Source organism: Actinomadura litoris (genome assembly GCF_009733595.1).
Lineage (GTDB): Bacteria > Actinomycetota > Actinomycetes > Streptosporangiales > Streptosporangiaceae > Spirillospora > Spirillospora litoris.
Genome location: NZ_WOFH01000005.1, coordinates 605,888 through 623,585 on the forward strand (window position 1 = coordinate 605,888; position 17,698 = coordinate 623,585).

16 protein-coding genes are annotated in these 17,698 nt (G+C 72.8%); 9 read left to right on the forward strand and 7 right to left on the reverse strand.

From position 1 onward, the window contains the following. Positions 1-10: 10 nt before the first annotated feature. A complete protein-coding gene (locus GNZ18_RS17510; RefSeq protein WP_156217488.1) occupies positions 11-1,378 on the reverse strand; it encodes a condensation domain-containing protein in 1,368 nt (455 codons plus the stop codon). A gap of 53 nt (positions 1,379-1,431) precedes the next feature. Continuing rightward, a complete protein-coding gene (locus GNZ18_RS17515) occupies positions 1,432-2,715 on the reverse strand; it encodes a cytochrome P450 (RefSeq protein ID WP_156217489.1) in 1,284 nt (427 codons plus the stop codon). 626 nt (positions 2,716-3,341) lie between these two features. Here GNZ18_RS17515 and GNZ18_RS17520 point away from each other — a divergent pair. Further along, a complete protein-coding gene (locus GNZ18_RS17520) occupies positions 3,342-3,890 on the forward strand; it encodes a helix-turn-helix domain-containing protein (protein ID WP_246249896.1) in 549 nt (182 codons plus the stop codon). An 87-nt stretch (positions 3,891-3,977) separates the two neighbouring features. Here GNZ18_RS17520 and GNZ18_RS17525 read toward each other — a convergent pair whose 3' ends face one another. Beyond that, complete coding sequence (locus GNZ18_RS17525) at positions 3,978-4,436, reverse strand: enediyne antibiotic chromoprotein (RefSeq protein WP_173390796.1); 459 nt, start codon at positions 4,434-4,436, stop codon at positions 3,978-3,980. A 509-nt stretch (positions 4,437-4,945) separates the two neighbouring features. On the opposite strand from GNZ18_RS17525, the gene GNZ18_RS17530 reads away from it, so the two are divergent. Continuing rightward, a complete protein-coding gene (locus GNZ18_RS17530) occupies positions 4,946-6,256 on the forward strand; it encodes an NAD(P)/FAD-dependent oxidoreductase (RefSeq protein WP_156217491.1) in 1,311 nt (436 codons plus the stop codon). 42 nt (positions 6,257-6,298) lie between these two features. Next, positions 6,299-6,691, forward strand: coding sequence for an SgcJ/EcaC family oxidoreductase (locus GNZ18_RS17535; protein ID WP_156217492.1), 393 nt, complete (start codon positions 6,299-6,301; stop codon positions 6,689-6,691). Between the two features lie 32 nt (positions 6,692-6,723). Here GNZ18_RS17535 and GNZ18_RS17540 read toward each other — a convergent pair whose 3' ends face one another. Continuing rightward, positions 6,724-7,608 (reverse strand): EamA family transporter, encoded by an 885-nt coding sequence (locus tag GNZ18_RS17540; protein ID WP_156217493.1) that lies wholly within the window; start codon positions 7,606-7,608, stop codon positions 6,724-6,726. A gap of 22 nt (positions 7,609-7,630) precedes the next feature. Next, complete coding sequence (locus GNZ18_RS17545; RefSeq protein WP_312874581.1) at positions 7,631-8,353, reverse strand: iron-containing redox enzyme family protein; 723 nt, start codon at positions 8,351-8,353, stop codon at positions 7,631-7,633. A gap of 689 nt (positions 8,354-9,042) precedes the next feature. On the opposite strand from GNZ18_RS17545, the gene GNZ18_RS17550 reads away from it, so the two are divergent. From GNZ18_RS17550 to GNZ18_RS17560, 3 genes are read left to right on the forward strand one after another with little or no spacing between them, the layout of a single operon-like run. Beyond that, positions 9,043-9,213 carry a hypothetical protein gene (locus tag GNZ18_RS17550; protein ID WP_156217494.1) on the forward strand — a complete coding sequence of 57 codons (171 nt, stop codon included), beginning with the start codon at positions 9,043-9,045 and terminating at the stop codon, positions 9,211-9,213. After that, on the forward strand, positions 9,210-10,085 hold the full coding sequence (locus tag GNZ18_RS17555; protein WP_312874582.1) for an ABC transporter ATP-binding protein: 876 nt from the start codon (positions 9,210-9,212) through the stop codon (positions 10,083-10,085). Before GNZ18_RS17550 ends, GNZ18_RS17555 begins: the two co-directional genes overlap by 4 nt. After that, positions 10,082-12,619, forward strand: coding sequence for an ABC transporter permease (locus GNZ18_RS17560; RefSeq protein WP_156217495.1), 2,538 nt, complete (start codon positions 10,082-10,084; stop codon positions 12,617-12,619). Before GNZ18_RS17555 ends, GNZ18_RS17560 begins: the two co-directional genes overlap by 4 nt. Before the next feature lie 65 nt (positions 12,620-12,684). Here the strand turns inward: GNZ18_RS17560 and GNZ18_RS17565 are convergent, their stop codons facing one another. Next, entirely contained in the window at positions 12,685-13,338 is a 654-nt protein-coding gene (locus GNZ18_RS17565; protein ID WP_156217496.1) for a TetR/AcrR family transcriptional regulator, read from the reverse strand. Between the two features lie 161 nt (positions 13,339-13,499). Here GNZ18_RS17565 and GNZ18_RS17570 point away from each other — a divergent pair, with 161 nt between their 5' ends. Continuing rightward, positions 13,500-14,207, forward strand: a complete 708-nt coding sequence (locus tag GNZ18_RS17570; protein WP_156217497.1) for a hypothetical protein — start codon at positions 13,500-13,502, stop codon at positions 14,205-14,207. Positions 14,208-14,276: 69 nt separating this feature from the next. Here the strand turns inward: GNZ18_RS17570 and GNZ18_RS17575 are convergent, their stop codons facing one another. Further along, positions 14,277-14,540, reverse strand: a complete 264-nt coding sequence (locus GNZ18_RS17575) for a hypothetical protein (RefSeq protein WP_156217498.1) — start codon at positions 14,538-14,540, stop codon at positions 14,277-14,279. 466 nt (positions 14,541-15,006) lie between these two features. Here GNZ18_RS17575 and GNZ18_RS17580 point away from each other — a divergent pair, with 466 nt between their 5' ends. Both GNZ18_RS17580 and GNZ18_RS42245 read left to right on the forward strand, forming a co-directional pair. Beyond that, complete coding sequence (locus tag GNZ18_RS17580) at positions 15,007-16,053, forward strand: hypothetical protein (RefSeq protein WP_156217499.1); 1,047 nt, start codon at positions 15,007-15,009, stop codon at positions 16,051-16,053. Positions 16,054-16,300: 247 nt separating this feature from the next. Then, entirely contained in the window at positions 16,301-17,560 is a 1,260-nt protein-coding gene (locus GNZ18_RS42245) for a chaplin family protein (protein ID WP_156217500.1), read from the forward strand. Positions 17,561-17,698 lie beyond the last annotated feature (138 nt).

Genomic DNA, 17,698 nt, shown 5'->3' on the forward strand with positions numbered 1-17,698 from the left:
TAGGTGTTCGTTAGAGGTTCTTCAGTTCCTGGTCCGGACGGGAGAGCACCCGCGACAGGACGCGCTGGAAATCGATGGTCAGCTCGACCATCGACTCGCTGGTGAAAAGGTTGCTGAGATAGCCGACGCTGCCGACGATTCCGGGGGCGTTCAGCTCCAGGTTCCACAGCGCGCCGTCGGGCAGCGCGGAACCGACCGGCTGCGGCAGCATCCGGCGCCGCATCGCGGTGTAGGACAGGTCGCCGACGGCCTGGTCGGCCATGATCAGCGGCGACTGGACGACCTGGAAGGCGAGGTCGGCGGTCCGGTCGGTGCCCGCCGCGTCCAGCAGCTCCGGGGCCGCCGCGAGGATGTCGTTGAACGGCAGCTCGTGCGTGTGCGCGGCCAGGCAGGTCCGCCGCACCGCGGCGAGCACGTCCGCGAACGTCCGGCAGGGCGCCAGGTCCACCCGCAGCGGGACGAAGTTGTAGAACGAGCCGACGGTGTCGAGCATCCGCGACTGCATCCGGCCGGGGGTGAACGTCGGCGCGACGATGTCCTCGCCCCCGCCGCGCTCGCGCAGCAGCAGGGCGTAGGCGGCCAGCAGCACCATGAACGGCGTGGTGCGCGTCGTCCGGGCCAGGCGCAGCACGGCGGTGCGGAAGTCCTCGGCCAGCAGGAACCGGTGCCAGGACGTCGCCGCGGGCAGCCCGGCGCCGCGCGCGTGGTCGGTCGGGACCGGCGTGATCCGCGCGCCGCGCAGGGTGTCGCGCCAGAACGCGCGCGACGCCTCCGCCGCCGGGCCGCGCTCGTACTCCCGCTGCCACGCGACGAACTCGCGGTACTGCCCAGGATCGGGCAGGACGGCCGGACGCCCCGCGCGCCGCGCCGCGTACAGCTCGGCCAGGTCCCGCACGACGAGCTGCATCGACCAGCCGTCGACGGCCGTGTGGTGCGCGGCCAGCGCGAGCACCGCGTCGCGCTCGTCGAACCGGCCGAGGACCGCGCCGATCAGCGGCGTCCGCTCCATCGGGAACGGCGTCGACTCGACCTCGTTGACCAGCTCCTCCGCCTGGAGGTCGCGCGACCCGCCCTGCCCGGAGAGGTCGTGGACGGTCAGGCTCGGCGACCCCGGCCCGCCCACCACCTGGCAGGAGTCCTCGCCGTCGCGGACGAGCGAGGTGCGCAGCGACTCGTGCCGCACCACCAGGTCGTCCAGCGCGCCCTGGAGGGTCGCGACGTCGAGCGGGCCGGAGAGCCGCCAGCCGCCCACGATCGTGTACCAGGGGCCGAACGGCCCGGCGTCGGTGCCGGAGTCGATGAGCCGCAGGAAGTCCTGCTGGAGCGAGAGCGGGATCCGCTCCGCCTGCGCGGTGGCGGTTCCGTGCGGGTGTGACATGCCCTGTCCTTTCTCGTGTCACCGGGTCACGCGTCAGTACCGGGTCGCGCGCTTCACCAGGTCACGGGGAAGGAGTAGAGGCGCTGGAGCGTGCCGTCGTTGTTGTTGCTCTCCATCTCGCTGATCGGGACGGCGGGCCGCAGCGTCGGGAAGCGCTGCGTGAGCGTGTGGAACGCGATCTCCAGCTCCAGCCGGGCGAGGTTGTCGCCCGGGCAGCGGTGGATGCCGTGGCTGAAGGAAAAGCTCGGCTTGGCCGGGCGGTGGATGTCGAATTTCGCGGGCTCGGGCACGTTGCCGGCGTCGAAGTTGACCCCCGCGCAGCTGATCAGGATGCCGTCCCCGCGCCTGATCGTGGTGTCGCCGAGCGTGATGTCCTCGGTGGCGACCCGGGCGAACGCCTCGACCAGCGACACATAGCGCAGGATCTCCTCGACCGCGGCCGGGATCAGCGACGGGTCGGCGCAGAGCGCCTCCCACTGGTCGCGGTTGTCCAGCAGCGCCAGCGTGCCCAGCGAGATGACGTTGGTGGTCGTGTCGGTCCCGGCGACGAGCATCGACATCGCGATGTGGACGAGCTCGTCGCGGGTGATGTTGCCCGTGGCGAGGTGCTTGGCGACGAGGTCGTCCAGCAGGCCGGTCGTGTCGTTGTCCCGGTCGTCCTGCTTGCGCTGGATGAGCCGGTCCAGGTACTCGCCCAGCTCCTGGGTGGCCTCCTCGGCGAGTTCGGGGACGAACAGCTTGTGGGCCGGGGTCTCGAACTCGGCGGCGTCGGAGTAGGGCACGCCGAGCAGCAGGCTCATGACCATCGACGGGACGGGCTGGGCGAACATCGGCACGAGGTCGGCGGGCGCGCCGTGCCGCTCGATCTCGTCGAGCTTGCCGTCCACGATGGCCTGGATCTCCGGGCGCAGCCGCGCCGTCCGGCGCAGCGTGAACGGCGACATGATCATCTGCCGCTGCTTGGTGTGCTCGGGCGGGTCGACGCCGAACAGGACGTCGGCGTAGCCGGAGTCGACGACCTTCTCCATCTCCTTGTTGAGCAGGGGATAGCCCGGGCCGCGGTTGCGGATCGACACCCGCCGGTAGTCCGAGAGCAGCGCGCGGGCCTCGGCGGCGCCGGTGACCAGCCAGGCCGTGCGGTCGTTGTAGAGGCGGACCCGGGTGAGCGGGCCGGCGGCCATGAGAGGCTCGTGGCCGGTGGAGGGCCGGTAGGGGCACTCCCGGGCGATCGGGTAGGTCGGCAGCTCGGCCAGGTTCGCCGGCCTGGCCGGTTCGGGCAGCTCGGCCGGGCTCGCCTGACTCGCCTGGCCGGCTGGTTCCGCGGGTGACAAGGCCATGGGTCACAACCCCTCGCGTCGTGGGAGACGGCTTCCCCCGCACATCCTTGGCCCGACCCGACGGCGCCTCCATCCTCCAGAATGCGGCCCGCCGGCCGCCCGCTCCGGTGCGTCCGGCGGGCGCTCGCGGCACATCGGCCCAGGGCTGTCAAGGCCCAGGCAAGCGGACTCTCACCCCTTCGGTCAGAACGCATTGTTTGGCCGGGAATGGCGCTCTCCCGTACTTGCGGAAGGGCGGTGACATGGATGTATCTTGTGGGAGAAAAGGGCCGGGCGAAACTCGTCGGTAACCATCGTGATCCATAACCGGTGCATCACGGTGTGATGTTACAAGTGGTGAGGTACTGATTACTGGTTCCGGTCGAGCGCGAATGACGGCCCTGGCCCGAGTGCGGAGTGGGGGGTAATTCATTGGCCGATCAATGCGAAGTCGACCCATTCTGACGTGGGCAGACCCTCGGCGGGATCCCTGGTCGAGCCCGAGGGCGACGGCTGCGCCCGCGCCGCTGAAATCGTTTCTACATAAAGATCGGGCCGCCAATGGGAATTCCGCGGCGGTGAATCCGGGAGGCGAAGATCCAGACCCTTTGAAGGTCGGAGCCTGGTAGATCGGCAATGGAAGGCACATGGACGACGGGCTGGGTGATGTGATGAATCCGCGCTGGGGCCGGGAGGCCGATGATCCCGTTGACGCCGCCACCGAGCGGGCGGTCGAGGACGCGATCGAGATCATGCGGGAGAAACTGGGGGAGCACATCACCGTCGACGACCTGGCGCGCGCCACGATGTTCAGCAGATTCCACTTCTCCCGCGCCTTCCAGCGGATCACCGGGATGTCGCCCGGACGGTTCCTGTCCGCCATGCGGATCCAGGAGGCCAAGCGCCTGCTGCTGGGTTCGCCGCGTCCGGTCGCGGAGATCGCCCGTCTCGTGGGCTATCCGGGTGCCGACGCCTTCGTCGCGGGGTTCAGCGAGGCCGTCGGGCTGTCGCCGGGCGAGTACCGCCGGCTGAACGGGCTCGCCGGCGCCATCCCGCGCGACTGCCACCGCTGGATGGCGGGCGTCGCGTCGGTGTGGACGGCGCCCGCCGCGCCGGCCCCGGCGGTCGCCCCGCCGCCCACGGCGGTCACCGGGCCGACCACGGCCGTCGCCGGGAACGTGAGCGCGTCCGGCTGAGGCGCCCGGTTCCGGCCGCAGGGTGAGGCCGGGCCGTACGGGAGCGGCCCGGCCTCGGGCTGGGGAGCTGGTGGGACCAGATCCGGGTTACTGGAAGAAGATCTCCGCGCCGCCGCCGACGCCGCCCTGGCCGCCGTCGTCGGAGACGCCGATGAAGCACGGCGTGGCGGTGCCGCACTCCACCGTGCCGTAGGGGGTGTCACCGATCTTGGCCGCGAAGGTCTTGTGCACGACCAGCGAGGTGTTCAGCGTGCCGTCGGCCTCGGACGAGAGCGTCCCGAGGTCGAGGCAGGCGGGCACACCGGACGGGGTGAGCGTGCACTCCCCGAGGTGCTGGGCGGCGCTCGGGGTCAGGCCCGTCGCCGACAGCGCGACCGTCTGACCGTCCTGGAGCCCCGAGGCGGGGGTGACGGTGACGGTCGCCGCGGCGGCGGCCTGGGCCGGTCCCGACAGGGCCGTGACGGCCAGGCCGAGCGCCAGCGCCCCGCCGACGCCGAGCTTGGCGAGGAGCCTGTTCCCGCTGGTGACTCTGGTCTTGTCGAACAAGATCCCGGTCCTCCTTCTGCATACCGCCGCGCGCCGTACGCGGCGTGTCGTTGATTGAGACGGCGGTCGCCGGAGAAAGTCACCGCACCAATCACCAAGATCATTTAGTGGGCGTCGATGGCGCCCCGCCCCGGCGCGATCCTCGTTTCCTGGAAGTCCGCAGGTCAGAGGCGAGATGACGGCGCGGATCGCAATGATCGCGCACGGCTTCAAACGTGTCATTGATCACTTCTTGGGGGTTCCGGTCGGGGCGCGGAGGGGCGCCGAAAGGGGTTTGGGTGTGGCCGCGGGGCCGCCGAGGCGCGGCCGACCAGGCCCGGCGCGGCGGCGACCTCCTCGCGGAGCGCCGCAGGATAGGAACTCCACCCCCAATCCGCATCTTCTCGTGTGCCCTTTGGAATTCGCGGTTCCAGCGCACTCCTGGAGAAGGGGGAATGCGTGCTTCATCCAATACTGAGGTCGGTAGGGCGCATGTTCCGCACTGCTTCGCTATTTACAGGAGGAAGCACATGACCGACCGCCAAAACCACCCGGAGAGCGTCGACGTCGTGGTCATCGGCGCGGGCCCGGGCGGGTGCTCGACGGCGACCAGACTCGCCCAGGCGGGCCGATCTGTGCTGGTCCTGGAAGCCCGTGCGCTGCCGCGTTTCCACATCGGTGAGTCGCTGCTGCCGCCGACGATGGCCCTTTTCGAGCGGCTCGGGCTGCTGGAGCGCGTCAAGGAGCAGGGATTCGTCCCCAAGCACGGCGCGGAGTTCAGCGGGCCCTCCCCCCACCGGTTCGGCCGGGTGCCCTTCGCCAAGCAGGGGCCGGGCCGTTACCCCTCGGCGTACCAGGTGGAGCGCGAGCGCTTCGACAAGATGCTCGCCGACTTCGCCCAGGAGCACGGCGCGCAGCTCATCGAGGAGGCGACCGTCCACGACCTCGTCCAGGAGGACGGCCGGGTCGTCGGCGTGCGCTACGAGCACGAGGGGGTCTCCCACACCGTCCGCGCCGAGTGGGTGGTGGACGCGGGCGGCCGCGGCAGCAAGATCGCCAAGTCGTTCGGGCTGCGCCACTACGTGGACCGGCTGCGCATGGTCGCGGTGTTCCGGCACTTCGCGAACCTGGACGAGTCGAAGAACCCCGGGTACAAGGGCGACATCCAGATCGGCCGCCACAAGGACGGCTGGATCTGGGCCATCCCGATCCGCGAGGACGTCATCAGCGTCGGGTCGGTGATGCGGCGCGAGGTGCTCCAGGAGGGCGACCCCGCCGCGCTGCTGGACGACCACGTCCAGCGCGTGCCGCGGATCATCCAGCGGATCGAGGGCACCTCGCCCGGCGAGGTGCACGTCGAGACCGACTACTGCTACTACGCCGACACGGTCGCGGGGCCCGGCTGGTTCATGGTCGGCGACGCCGCCTGCTTCTTCGACCCGATCTTCTCCGGCGGCGTGCTGCTGGCGACCGCGACCGGGGTGCGCGCGGCGGAGACCATCGACACGCTGCTGAAGGAGCCGGGCCGCACGGTCGAACTCCAGACGGCCTACAGCAACTTCCTCAAGACGGGTTACGACACCTATTCGCGCATCATCCACGCCTACTACGAGCACGGCTACAACGTCCGCCCCTACCTGGAGGCCATCGGCCTGGACCGCGAAGAGCTGCGCTGGTACGACAACCCGTGGGTGGTCCGCCTGCTCAGCGGTGACCTGTGGAGCAAGAGCGAGCTCAACCAGGAGCTTCGCAAGGTGTCCCGGTGGGACACCTTCGCCCCCTTCGAACGCGACCTCGAATGCCCCTTCTACGCCGAGCTCAACGCGGCCGAAGGCGTCTGACCGCCCGGCCGGGCGCCCCCCATTCCACGAGAAAGGCACGCCATGTCCATTGACCTGATGGAAGTCCAGCAGGTGCCCAACCGCATCGTCGCCGCGTGGGCGAAGAACGACGCCGGCGCCTTCGCCAAGGTCTTCGCCGAGGACGGGACGCTCGTCCTGCCCGGCGGGGTCTTCCTCAAGGGCCGCGAGGAGATCCGCGCCCACATGGCCGGGCTCTACGAGGGCGAGCTGAAGGGGACGACCGTCACCGGCTCGCCGCAGCTCATCAAGCCGCTCTCCGACAGCATCGTGCTGCTCATCAACAAGGGCGGCGTCCTGCACCCGGGCGACACCGAGCCGTCGGAGAAGGAGGCGATCCGGGCCACCTGGCTGCTGGTCAAGCAGAACGGGGAATGGCTCATCAGCGCCTACCAGAACACCCCGCTCGCGAGCTGACCAGGGGAGCGCCCCGGTTCGGGAACCGGCCGTCATCGCGGCGGCCGGTTCCCGGCTCGTCTCCGGGCCTCGGCCGGGGCGGCGGGGGAGGGCGGGGTCCGCCGGACGACGCCGACCGCCGCGACGGAGATCAGCGCCATGCCCGCGAGCTGGCGGCCCCCGGGCGTCTGGGAGAGCGCCAGGTAGCCGACGCCGAGCCCGATGACCGGGCTGAGGCCGAGCAGGATGCCGAACGTGTGCGGGGAGACGTGGCGCAGCGCGACGAGGTCGAGGCTGTAGGGGATCGCGGACGAGAAGAGGCCGACGGCGAGCGCGAGGACCAGGACGGCGGCGTCCAGCAGCCGCGAACCCCCGGTGGCGGTGCCGACGGGCAGCCACAGGGGGACCGCGAGCAGCAGCGCGGCGACCAGCCCGGTCCGGTCGTGGTGACGGCGTCCCAGCGAGCGGGTGAGCAGGACATAACCGGCGCGAAAGGCCGCCGCCGCGACCGCGAACGCCAGCCCGGTGCGGGACGTGCCGCCCGGCGTGGTGAGCAGCGCGAGCCCGGCGAGGGCGAGCGCGACCCAGGCGATGTCGACCGCTCCGCGCGCGGCGAGCAGCGCGATGGCGAGCGGGCCCAGCAGCTCGATCGCGGTGGCGACGCCGAGCGGGACGCGGCCGATCGCGGAGAAGTAGGCGAGGTTCATGCCGGAGACGACGAGCGCGTAGGCGGCGATCGCGGGCAGGTCGCCGCGCCCGATCCGCCGCAGCCGCCTGCCCGGCAGGACGGCGAGCACGAGCGCGGCGAACAGCACGCGCAGCGACACCGTGGCCCACGTGCCGATGTGGTCGAACAGGCGGGTGGCCACGGCGGCGCCGACCTGGAGGCTGGTGATCTGGGCGAGGACCAGCGCGGGTGCCCACCGGGCGATCGTCATCGGGTCCTCGCCCTGATCGGGGTCAGGCGGCGAGCATCGCGCCGTGGACGCCCGCCCAGTACTCGGCGGTCAGGTCGAGGAAGCCGTCGAAGCCCTTCCGGACGCGCGCGAGGTCGGCGTCGTCCCGGCAGACCCGCGCGGCGGACACGACGGCCTGTTCCTTGTGCTCCTTCTCGGCCTCGCCGATATGGATGTAGAAGTACTCGCAGGACTCGTGGAACTCGTCCTCGCCGTAGAGGTGCTTGTAGTTGCGCACGCCCTCGTAGAGCCGCACCAGCATGGAGTAGGCCAGGTGCTCCTGCCCGAGCAGGGCGCCCTGCACGACCCGCTGGTCCTCGTCGGTGAACAGGGCCCGCTGGCCGGCGCTGAACGCGCTGGTGGAGGGCAGCGGATCCGAGCCCCGCAGGTCGCCGGCCCCGTGGGGTCGGTCGCCGAGGCGGGAGAGCAGATCGGTCAGGAACTGTTCGAGCAGCAGCAGGTGCGCCTTCGCGGCGTCGCCGTTGCCGTATTCGGAGTACAGATTCTTCACGCATTCGACCCGGGCGGCCAGGTCCTCGGTGTGCAGGACCGACAGCGCCACCATCACCGCGGTGTTGACGGTGCGCGCGTAGAACTCGTGGGCGAATACGCTGACCTGCGGATAGGGGAGCGGTCCCGATCGCCAGTGCCGGTAGAAGTCGTTGTCGAGGGCGGGATGCCTGCCTGTGGTGGCGGCGAGTTCACGGACGGGAGCTTCGTAGCGCACGGACTCTGTCCTCCAGACTTCCTTGCTGTGTTCAATCCGCTACTGCCTCGATCCTGCAATAGCACCGGCCATTTTTGAAGGGCCGCTTCCGGCCTTTGCAAGATCATCTAGTGGGCCGGGTTCGTGTCCCAGCCGGGGATAGGCCCGCTTCCGGCAAGATCAGCGCGAGATGGCGCGCATTCCTTTGCCGTATTTCCGATCGACGTCGCGTGGCGGGGTGACCGGGGGGCGGCAGAGCGTAAGACGAGACGTTCCGTCTTGACGTGTCGGGGGCGCGGGTTTACTGTTCGGCTACGTGACGGTACGTCTCGTCTCGTCACGGACACACCCCCTAGCACCACCATCGATCGGGTCCTAGCCCTCCTGGCCTGGGTGTTCGCAGAGCGCAGGCTGTACAGGGCCGCGGCCGGCCCTGGTGGCCCGCCGAGCCGGAACACGAACCCGATCACCCCCACCCGATTGGTAGTAGAGAGATGAAAGACGATTTCTACGGTCCGCCCTCGACGGTCAGCGCACCGCCGCACCAGCACTCCACGCCTCCGCACGCCACCGTGTACGACCCGTCTCGCCCGCCTCACGAGGCTCCTCCGCGTGAGGCGCCTCGTGACACACGGCGTGGCGCCCCTCGTCCGCGCGCCTCGGTCGACCCGCGGGTCGCGCTCCGGATCGCCACCGGCCTCTGGATCGCCGTGACCGCGATCCAGTTCGTCGTCTGGCTCGCCATCGCCGTCATCGGCGGGAACCTGCTCGACCCCTGGTGGCTCTACACGACCGTCCCCACCGGCGCCCTGCTCGGCGGCGCCTGGATGATGTTCGGCCGCCGCGACGGCTCCGCGACGAGCGGCCGGGAGGCGCGGTGAACGCGCCGGTGGACCCGGCGGTCCAGCTCAGGGACCTGCGCAAGCACTACGGCGGCGGCGGCCAGGTGACCGCGCTCGCGGGAATCAGCGTCGACTTCCCGGCGGGCAGCTTCACCGCGGTCATGGGGCCCTCGGGCTCGGGCAAGAGCACGCTCCTGCACTGCGCCGCCGGGCTGGACGAGCCCACCTCCGGGACGGTCGCGCTCGTCGGCGTGCCCCTCGCGGGCATGAACGAGACCGAGCTGACCCGGCTGCGGCGCGAGCACGTCGCGTTCGTCTTCCAGTCCTACAACCTGATGCCCGCGCTGACCGTCTGGCAGAACGTCACGCTGCCCGCGCTGCTGGCCGGGCGCCGCCCCGACAAGGAGTGGACGCGCCGGGTGATCGAGCGGGTCGGCCTGGGCGAGCGGATGGGGCACCGGCCCGGCGAGTTGTCGGGCGGCCAGCAGCAGCGGGTGGCGATCGCCCGCGCGCTGGCGAGCCGGTCCGCCGTGGTCTTCGCGGACGAGCCGACCGGCGCGCTCGACACCACCACCGCGCGCGAGGTGCTGAACCTGCTCACGCAGATCGCCCGGATGGGCCAGACGGTGGTGATGGTCACGCACGACCCGGTCGCCGCGTCCTACGCCGACAGCGCGTTGTTCCTGGTGGACGGGCAGATCGTCCGGCAGCTCCCGAACCCGACCGCCAAGGCCGTCGCCGACGAGCTGGCCGGGCTCGCGAACCGCCCGCAGCCGGGCCCCGCCCCGCGGACCTCCGCGTTCCAGGGCCCCGCGCCCGACGGGGCCGCGTTCCAGGGCGCCGCGCACCGCGCTCATGCGGGGGGCCAGGCGATGGCGGCCGGATTCCGGGAAGGGACGGCGCGGCGATGATCCGGCTCGCGTTCGCCTCGCTGCGGCACCGGGCCGCCGCGTCCGTGGCGACGTTCCTGGCGGTGGCCGTCGGCACCGCGCTGCTCCTCGCCTGCGGCGGGTTGTTCGAGACGGCGATCCGGCTCGACGCCGAACCCCAGCGGCTCGGCGGCGCGCCGATCCTCGTCACCGGGCCCGCCGGGTTCAAGCCGCCGGGCGGGTCCCAGCGCGCCGCCTACGCCGAGCGCGGCCGCGTCGATCCGGCGCTCGCGGCGCGGCTGGCCGGGACGCCCGGGGTCGCCGCCGCCGTGCCGGACGTCTCGTTCCCGGCGGTCCCCGTCACCCGCGGCGAGGCGGCCGCCACCGGCGACGACGTGCTCGCCGGGCACGGCTGGGACTCGGCCGCGCTCACCCCGTACGCGCTCCGCGAGGGCGTCGCGCCGCGGGGCAGGGGCGAGGTCGTGCTCGACAGCGCGTCCGCCCGGCGGCTGAAGGCCCGCGCCGGGGACCGGGTCCTGATCGCGGTCGCCGGTGCGCCGGAGACGTTCACGGTGACCGGCGTCGCCGCGCCCGGCAGGCACGTGGACGCCCCCGCCTACTTCTTCTCCGGCGCCGACGTCCAGCGGCTCGTCCCCCGGGGCGCCGACGCGATCGGGATCCGGCTCCGGCCCGGCGCCGAGGTCGAGGACGTCGCCGCGCGGGTGGCGGCGAGCCTGCCGCCCGAGCCGAAGGTGCGGACCGGCGGTGACCGGGGCGCGGCCGAGTTCACCGGCGTCGAGGCCGGACGGCTGCCGCTGATCCTGCTCGCGGGCGTCTTCAGCGGCATGGTCGTCGTCGTCATGGCGCTGGTGGTGTCGGCGACGATCGGCCTGTCGGTCCGGCAGCGGCGGCGGGAGCTCGCGCTGCTGCGCGCGGGCGGTGCCACACCGCGCCAGGTGTACCGGATGGTGATGGTCGAGACGATGGCCGTCGCGGTGCTCGCCACCGCGTGCGGGCTGGTGCTCGGCCGGTTCACCGGCGGCTGGATCTGGGACGCGACGACCGGCCGCGGCGCGGTCTCGCCGGCCCTCGACTTCCGGCTCGGGCCCATCCCGCTCGCCGGGACCGCGCTCGTCGCGCCGCTGGCCGTGTGGATCGCCGCCGCGTTCGCCGCGCTCCCGGCCGCGCGCACCCGTCCGATCCAGGCGTTCGCCGAGGCGGCCCTCCCCTCGGCCAGGGTCGCGCCCTTCCGGCGCCTGCTCGCCGCCGTCTTCGCGGCCGGCACCGTCGCGCTCGCCGGGACCACCATGTTCATGGGCCCGGAGGCGGCGCAGGCCGTCGGCGGACCCGCGGTGCTGACCGGCTCGATCGCGGTCGCCCTCATCGCCCCCGAACTGCTGGACCGCCTCACCGACCGGGCCGCCGCCCTCATCCGGCGCGCGGGCGGCCCCCTCGGCATCCTGGCCGCCATCAACATCCGGGCCCGCGCGGGCCAGTTCGCGGCGGTGCTCACGCCGCTCACGCTGGGCGTCTCGATCGCGCTCGGCAACGTGTACTCCCAGACCACGGCCGCCGAGGCCGCCAAGGACGGCTACCTGCACCAGTTCAGGGCCGACACCGTCGTCACGTCCTCGGCGGGCGGCATCGCCCCGGCGCTCGTCGAGCGCGTCCGCTGGGCCGACGGCGTCGCTACCGCGTCCCCGCTGGTCACCAGCCACGGCTGGATCGAGGAGCCCTACGACGGCAAGGGCACCGACCCCGCCACGCTGATCGGCGTCGGACGCCAGGACGCGGCGCCCGTCCTCACCGCGCCCGCCGCGTCCGGGACGCTGCGGAACTTCACCGGGAACGTCGTCGCGCTGCCCGAGCCCCTCGCGCGGCGGCTCCACATCGGCGTCGGGCAGCGGATCGTCATGCGCCTCGGCGACGGCGCCCGGGCGCCGGTCACGGTCGCGGCGCTGCTGCGGGACTCCTCCGACTACGCGGGCATCATGCTGCCCGCCGACCTGCTGGCCCCGCACACCACGAACGGGCTGCCCACCCACCTCCTCGTCCGCGCCGCGCCGGGAACCAGTGCCGGGAAGATGCGGAAGGCGGTGGAGGAGCAGGTCGGCGCGTTCCCCGGGAGCGGCGTCGGCGGCGACCGGGTGCTCGCGGAGACGGTCGAGCGGGGGCTGGACGTCCAGGCGTGGATCAACTACCTGATCGCGGTGCTGGCCATCGGCTACGCGGCGATCGCGGCGGTCAACACGCTGGCGGTGGCCGTGCTGTCGCGGCGCGGGGAACTCGCGGCGCAGCGGCTCGCCGGAGCCACCGGGGGTCAGATACGGCGGATGCTGCTCATCGAGGGCATCGTGCTGGCGGTGATGAGCCTGGTGCTCGGGACGGTGATCTCGGCCTTCACCGTCCTGCCGATGGCCTTCGCGGGCGGCGCGGCGCTGCCGTCCGGGCCGGTCGCGGTCTTCCTCGGCGTCGCCGCCGCGGCGTTCCTGATCGTCGTGCCCGTGACGGCGCTGGCGGGACGGGCGGCGCTGCGCCCGAAGGCCGTCGAGATCATCGGTTCGGCGGCGGCATGAGCCCGCCGCCCCTGGGGCACCGGCCGGGGGCGGGTCCCGAACGGGGCTCGCCCTGGGCGGGCCGCTTACGCGCCGTCGGCCCCGCCGGCCCTGCCGTACTCGGGCTTGTCCGGGTCGGGCTTGCCGGCCTCGGGCCTGCCGGGGTCCGGCGACAGTCCCGAGAAGGCGATGTCGAGTATCTCCGACACCTGCTTGAGGGACGGCGGACGGGTGTGGAGCAGCAGGCGGTAGTACAGGGGCCCGTACAGGATCTCGACCAGGGTGTCGATGTCGAAGTCCTTGCGGATCTGCCCCTCCTCCTGCCCGCGCCGGAGCCGCTCCTCGCAGGCGCGCACCCGCGGCTCGATCATGTGCTCCCGGAGCGAGGCGGCGACCTCGGGGTCCTCCTGGGCGGCCGCGATGAGGCCGGTGTAGGGCGCGAACTCCTCGCTGCCGAAAGCCTCGGCCACCCTGCTCATCTGCGTGTGCAGGTCGGCGCGCAGGTCCCCGGTGTAGGGGAAGTCGATCGTGCTGTTCACGCGCTCGTTGAGGGCCTCCTGGAGGACCGCCGCCTTCGACCCCCACCACCGGTAGATCGTCTGCTTGCCGACCCCGGCCCGCTTGGCGATCTCCTCCACCGTCATCTTCGCGAGGCCGCGCTCCCGGCACAGCTCAAGGGCCGCGTCCAGGATCGCCCGGCGGGATCGCTCGCTCCGTCGCTGCTCGTTGGGCGTACTCATGTCATGACCCTACACGAGACGAAACGGAGCGTCTTGACAGGGTTCCACGTCATCCCTATGGTCGAAATTGAGTCGAGACGAGACGTCTCGTCCACTGGTTGGGCCAGGCCGGCGCACACCCGCAGACCCGGGACCCGGAAGGCCCGCGAAGGAGGCTCGCCGTGAGCGAGGCAGCAGCACGCAGGTACACCGGCATGTTCGGTGTGATCGCCAGCCTGTTCATCGTCGTCCAGGTTCCGCTCTACTTCGTCTACTCCGGGGCCCCGCCGGACTGGAACATCCTCACCCGCAGCCTGATCGGCGTCACCGGCTGCACCTTCTACATCGTCTACTTCATCGGGCTGCGCCACCTCGTCGTCCGGGTCAGCCCGGCCCACGAGTGGGCGGCCTCGGTGATCCAGACGGCGGGGCTGCTCTGGGTCGCGATGGTGTTCGTCCCCCAGTCCATGGAGGTCGGCGCGGCGATCTCGGTGCACCACGACATCGACACGACGACCGAGGGCCCGTTCGCGGCGGCCCAGTACCTGATGCAGGGCGGGATCTCGCGGCTGCTGATGGGCCTGTTCCTGATCACCTTCGGGATCGTCGTGACCCGGACCCGGCTGCTGCCGGCCTGGGTGGGCCGCTCGTCGTTCATCGTCGCCGCCATCAACCTGGCGTTCCTGCCCGCCGTGTACTTCGGCGACGACGCGGCCGACTTCTACAGCGCGCAGGGCTGGGGGACCACCGCCAGCATGGGGGCGCTGTGGTCGGTCTGGACGCTGGCCGTGAGCGTCAGCATTCTGCGCAGCGCGCGGCGCGCGGCGGCCGAACCGGTCGAGCCGGCCGAACCGAGCCGCCACGCGCGGACGGCGGCCGGTATCGGCTGAGGCCCTCGACGTTCACCTCGGCCGGTACCAGGTGCCCGGGCTTCTCGCCCGGGCACCTTTCGCGTGGGGTCAGTGCCATGGCGGGCGGGAGCGGCGGAGCACCCGCTCCGCGCGGGCGGTGGCGGTGATCCACTCCCAGCGGGAGTAGAGCGTCCACGCCCAGGACGACTCGGGGCGCGGGGCGCGTCCCGGGTCCGGTTCGTCGGGGGCGTCCTTCCGCGCGGGGGACGCGCAGGCCGGGCGGGCGACGAAGCGGCGGGTGACCCGCGCCGGGCGCCTCCGGCGGCGCCGAGCCCGTCGCAGCCGGGCGAGCGCGGACGCAGGGACGGGCATCGCTTGGCTCCTCGGGATCACCGGTCATCGCCGCTCCCGAATGTAGCGCAACGGATACCGTCCGCCATCCTTCTCCCGGCGTTCGGGTGAACGGCGGGAGAACGATCTTTCCCGAGACCTTGCCGTCCGATGGGGGTCTCCGGACCCGGTGCGGCGGGCGTTCGGCGGCATCCCCGGCATTGCGCCGCACCAAATCACGGATAGCGGACGAAGGGTCTTCTAGTGGTTTTCGTGGCCATAAAGAGATGGCCACCGGATGCCGTTATCCATGGCCGGGTAAATGATGCGCGTGGTCGGTGGACAGCCGGTCATCATGGCTATGACGTGCGGAAACGTGCCTTCGCAGTGCGATGTAACCGCCGGGCTTCCCGGTAATCCGGGATTTCGCCGGGGGCGGTGCTAACGTTCAGCCGACCGCTCGTCATCCGACCCGGAAAACGATCGAAGCCGCCAGGGAGATCCGGCAATGGGGACCGTACCGACACACCGCGGGGCACCTCGCCCCCGGAGTCGGCATGCCCTGCCGGCCACCCTTACGCGGCTGGCCGTCGTCGCGGGGCTCGCGCTCGCGGGCTGGCTCCTGCTGTCGGCGCTGAACGGGAGCGCGCACGCGGCGCAGCGCGACGGAGAGAACGGGCTCGCGGGCGGGGACGGCCTGTCCGCGCTCCGCCACCTCGTGCCGGGTACCTCCGGTGCCGCCGCGCCCGCGCCCGAGCGGGAGCCCGCGCCGCGCCCCGCCGCCGAGCCCCGCCCCGCGCCGCGCCCGGCCGCCCTCTCGCGTCCGGAGCCGCGCCCCGCCTGGGTGGCGCGTCCAGAGCCGCGCCCCGCCGCGGTGTCGCGTCCCGCGCCGCGTCCGGCGGCGGAACCGCGGCACGGGCTCGCGCGGCCGGTGTCGGCCGTGGAACGTGACATGCGTGATCTCGGCGATGACCCGAGGGGCTACGCGGCGGCGCGGGGGCGCGACGTCCTCGCCGGCGAGGGGCGCGCCGTCCGGACCGTGCGGCACCTGGCCGAGGCGACCGGCGTGCGGCTCCCGGCCGTCCACCCGGAAGGGGCCGTCGGCGGGCTCGTCCAGAACGTGTCCGAGACGCCCCCGGGCCTGTCCCCGGTCGAAGAGGTGGCGCCGCCCTCGCGGAAGCAGGCGCAGCCGCGTGACCTGCCCGGCGTGCCGGGCGCCGAGGGAGCGGCGACCGGCACCACGCGGCCCGGCGCCCCGCCGGCCGCCTCCCCGTCGACCCCGGACGCGGCGCACCCCGGCGGGCAGGACGCCGCCGGCGACCGCGGCCACCCCCACCGGCGGCACCACGCCCCCGGTATGCCGACGCCGACCCCGTCGGGGCAGGACGCCCCGCGCGGCGACGGGCTCTCCGGCGGGCACGGCTCCGGGCCGGTCGCCGACCTGCGGGCCGTCCGGTACCCGGCGGTTCCGCCCGCGCACGACCAAGGCGCGTTCCACCGCGCGGCGCTGGTCGACCTGACCGCCCCCGGCGGCCCCGCGGTCGTCCCCGACTAGAGACGCCGGCTCGCCCCGGGGCGCCGCGCGCGGACGCGCGGAGACCCACGCGGACGTCGGCGGCGGGAACACCGCGCCCGTCCACGCCCGTCCACGCCCGGCCAGGCGAGCCGTCCTCCCCGCGAACCCTTTTCCCGAACCCGCAACGGCCGCTCTCACGCCGCTGCGCGCTGCGCTCACCGGACGGTGCCCGCGCAGCGACCTCCACCACCGAATCACCGAGCAGTAGAACAGGAGCACCAACAGCATGCGAATCTGGTCGAAGAACACCGGTCGCGCGGCCCTCGTGGCCGCGGCCTCGGTCGCCCTCGGGGCGGGGGGCCTCACGCCCGCCGCGTCCGCCGATCCGGGCGGCATGCACACGTCGGGGATGTTCAGCGTTCTCGGCGGCAACCAGGTCTACGCGCCGATCTCCGTCCCCGTCGAGGTGAGCGGCAACGCCATCGCCGTACTCGGCGTGGCGCAGGCCGGGTCGAAGGGCGGCGCCCACGTCAGCAACGCCCGCCACGGCGGCGGCGGTGGCGGGGGCATGCAGACGTCCGGGATGTTCAGCATCCTCGGCGGCAACCAGATCTACGCGCCGATCTCCGTGCCGGTGGACGTGTGCGGCAACGCCGTCGCCGTGCTCGGCGTCGCCAAGGCGTGGTGCAAGGGCGGCGCGTCGGTCACCAACGACGGACACGGCCACCACCACAAGGCCGGCCGGCGCGCCGGGCGGACCGGGGCCGGGAACCGCGGCGCCCAGGCCGCAGGCCGCTCCGGCGCCGCCGGGACCGCGCGCGAGTGGAGCGGCGGCTGGGAGCACGGCGGCGGGCACGGGCACGGCATGCAGACGTCCGGGATGTTCAGCATCCTCGGCGGCAACCAGATCTACGCCCCGATCTCCGCGCCGATCAACGTGTGCGGCAACGCCGTCGCCGTGCTCGGCGTCGCCAAGGCGTGGTGCAAGGGCGGCGCCCACGTCACCAACAAGCGCTCCGGCGGCCCCGACATGAAGACCTCGGGCATGTTCTCGATCGGCGGCGGCAACCAGGTGTACCTGCCGGTGTCCGTCCCGATCAACATCTGCGGCAACGCCATCGCCGTGCTCGGCGTCGCCCAGGCGTACTGCGAGGGCGGGGCGACGGTGAACAACGGCGGCAAGGAGGAGCACCCGCCGAAGGTGTGGCCGAAGAAGCCGCACAAGCCGCACAAGCCCCGCAAGCCGCGCAAGCACCGTCCCGCGACCGTGCACCACAAGCTGCCGTCCACGGACCGGCTCCTGACCGACGGTTCCGCCAAGGACCGACCCGGCACGGACCGGCCGTCCGCCGACCGCCGCGCGACGCGGCGGCTCGCCGCGCCGCGTCCGGGGCCTCGCCCGGGGGCGCCGCGTCCGGCCGCCGAGCCGGGGCTGCCCGTTGTGCGCGACCTGACCGGCGGCACACCGCTCCCAGGCGACGGGCCCGTGCGGACGAGCCTCCAGAAGAAGGCTCCGGTGACCGTCGGCGCGCCGCTGCTCAGCTGAGCCGTCCACGATGAGCCGGCCCGCCCGGCCGCTAGCGGGGACGGGCGAAGGCCCAAGAACAGAAGGGCCGGCGAACAGGGGGCGGCAGACGTGCCGCCCCCTTTCCGTGCCGTCCCTGCCGGTATCGGCCTTTTGCGG

Bases quoted from the DNA above. Each gene is read 5' to 3' on its own strand.
- GNZ18_RS17580 (WP_156217499.1), top strand. From the start codon at position 15,007: ATGGGGACCGTACCGACACACCGCGGGGCACCTCGCCCCCGGAGTCGG.
- GNZ18_RS17535 (WP_156217492.1), top strand. From the start codon at position 6,299: ATGTCCATTGACCTGATGGAAGTCCAGCAGGTGCCCAACCGCATCGTC.
- GNZ18_RS17510 (WP_156217488.1), bottom strand. From the start codon at position 1,378: ATGTCACACCCGCACGGAACCGCCACCGCGCAGGCGGAGCGGATCCCG.
- GNZ18_RS17540 (WP_156217493.1), bottom strand. From the start codon at position 7,608: ATGACGATCGCCCGGTGGGCACCCGCGCTGGTCCTCGCCCAGATCACC.
- GNZ18_RS17530 (WP_156217491.1), top strand. From the start codon at position 4,946: ATGACCGACCGCCAAAACCACCCGGAGAGCGTCGACGTCGTGGTCATC.
- GNZ18_RS42245 (WP_156217500.1), top strand. From the start codon at position 16,301: ATGCGAATCTGGTCGAAGAACACCGGTCGCGCGGCCCTCGTGGCCGCG.
- GNZ18_RS17515 (WP_156217489.1), bottom strand. From the start codon at position 2,715: ATGGCCTTGTCACCCGCGGAACCAGCCGGCCAGGCGAGTCAGGCGAGC.
- GNZ18_RS17560 (WP_156217495.1), top strand. From the start codon at position 10,082: ATGATCCGGCTCGCGTTCGCCTCGCTGCGGCACCGGGCCGCCGCGTCC.
- GNZ18_RS17520 (WP_246249896.1), top strand. From the start codon at position 3,342: ATGGACGACGGGCTGGGTGATGTGATGAATCCGCGCTGGGGCCGGGAG.
- GNZ18_RS17575 (WP_156217498.1), bottom strand. From the start codon at position 14,540: ATGCCCGTCCCTGCGTCCGCGCTCGCCCGGCTGCGACGGGCTCGGCGC.
- GNZ18_RS17565 (WP_156217496.1), bottom strand. From the start codon at position 13,338: ATGAGTACGCCCAACGAGCAGCGACGGAGCGAGCGATCCCGCCGGGCG.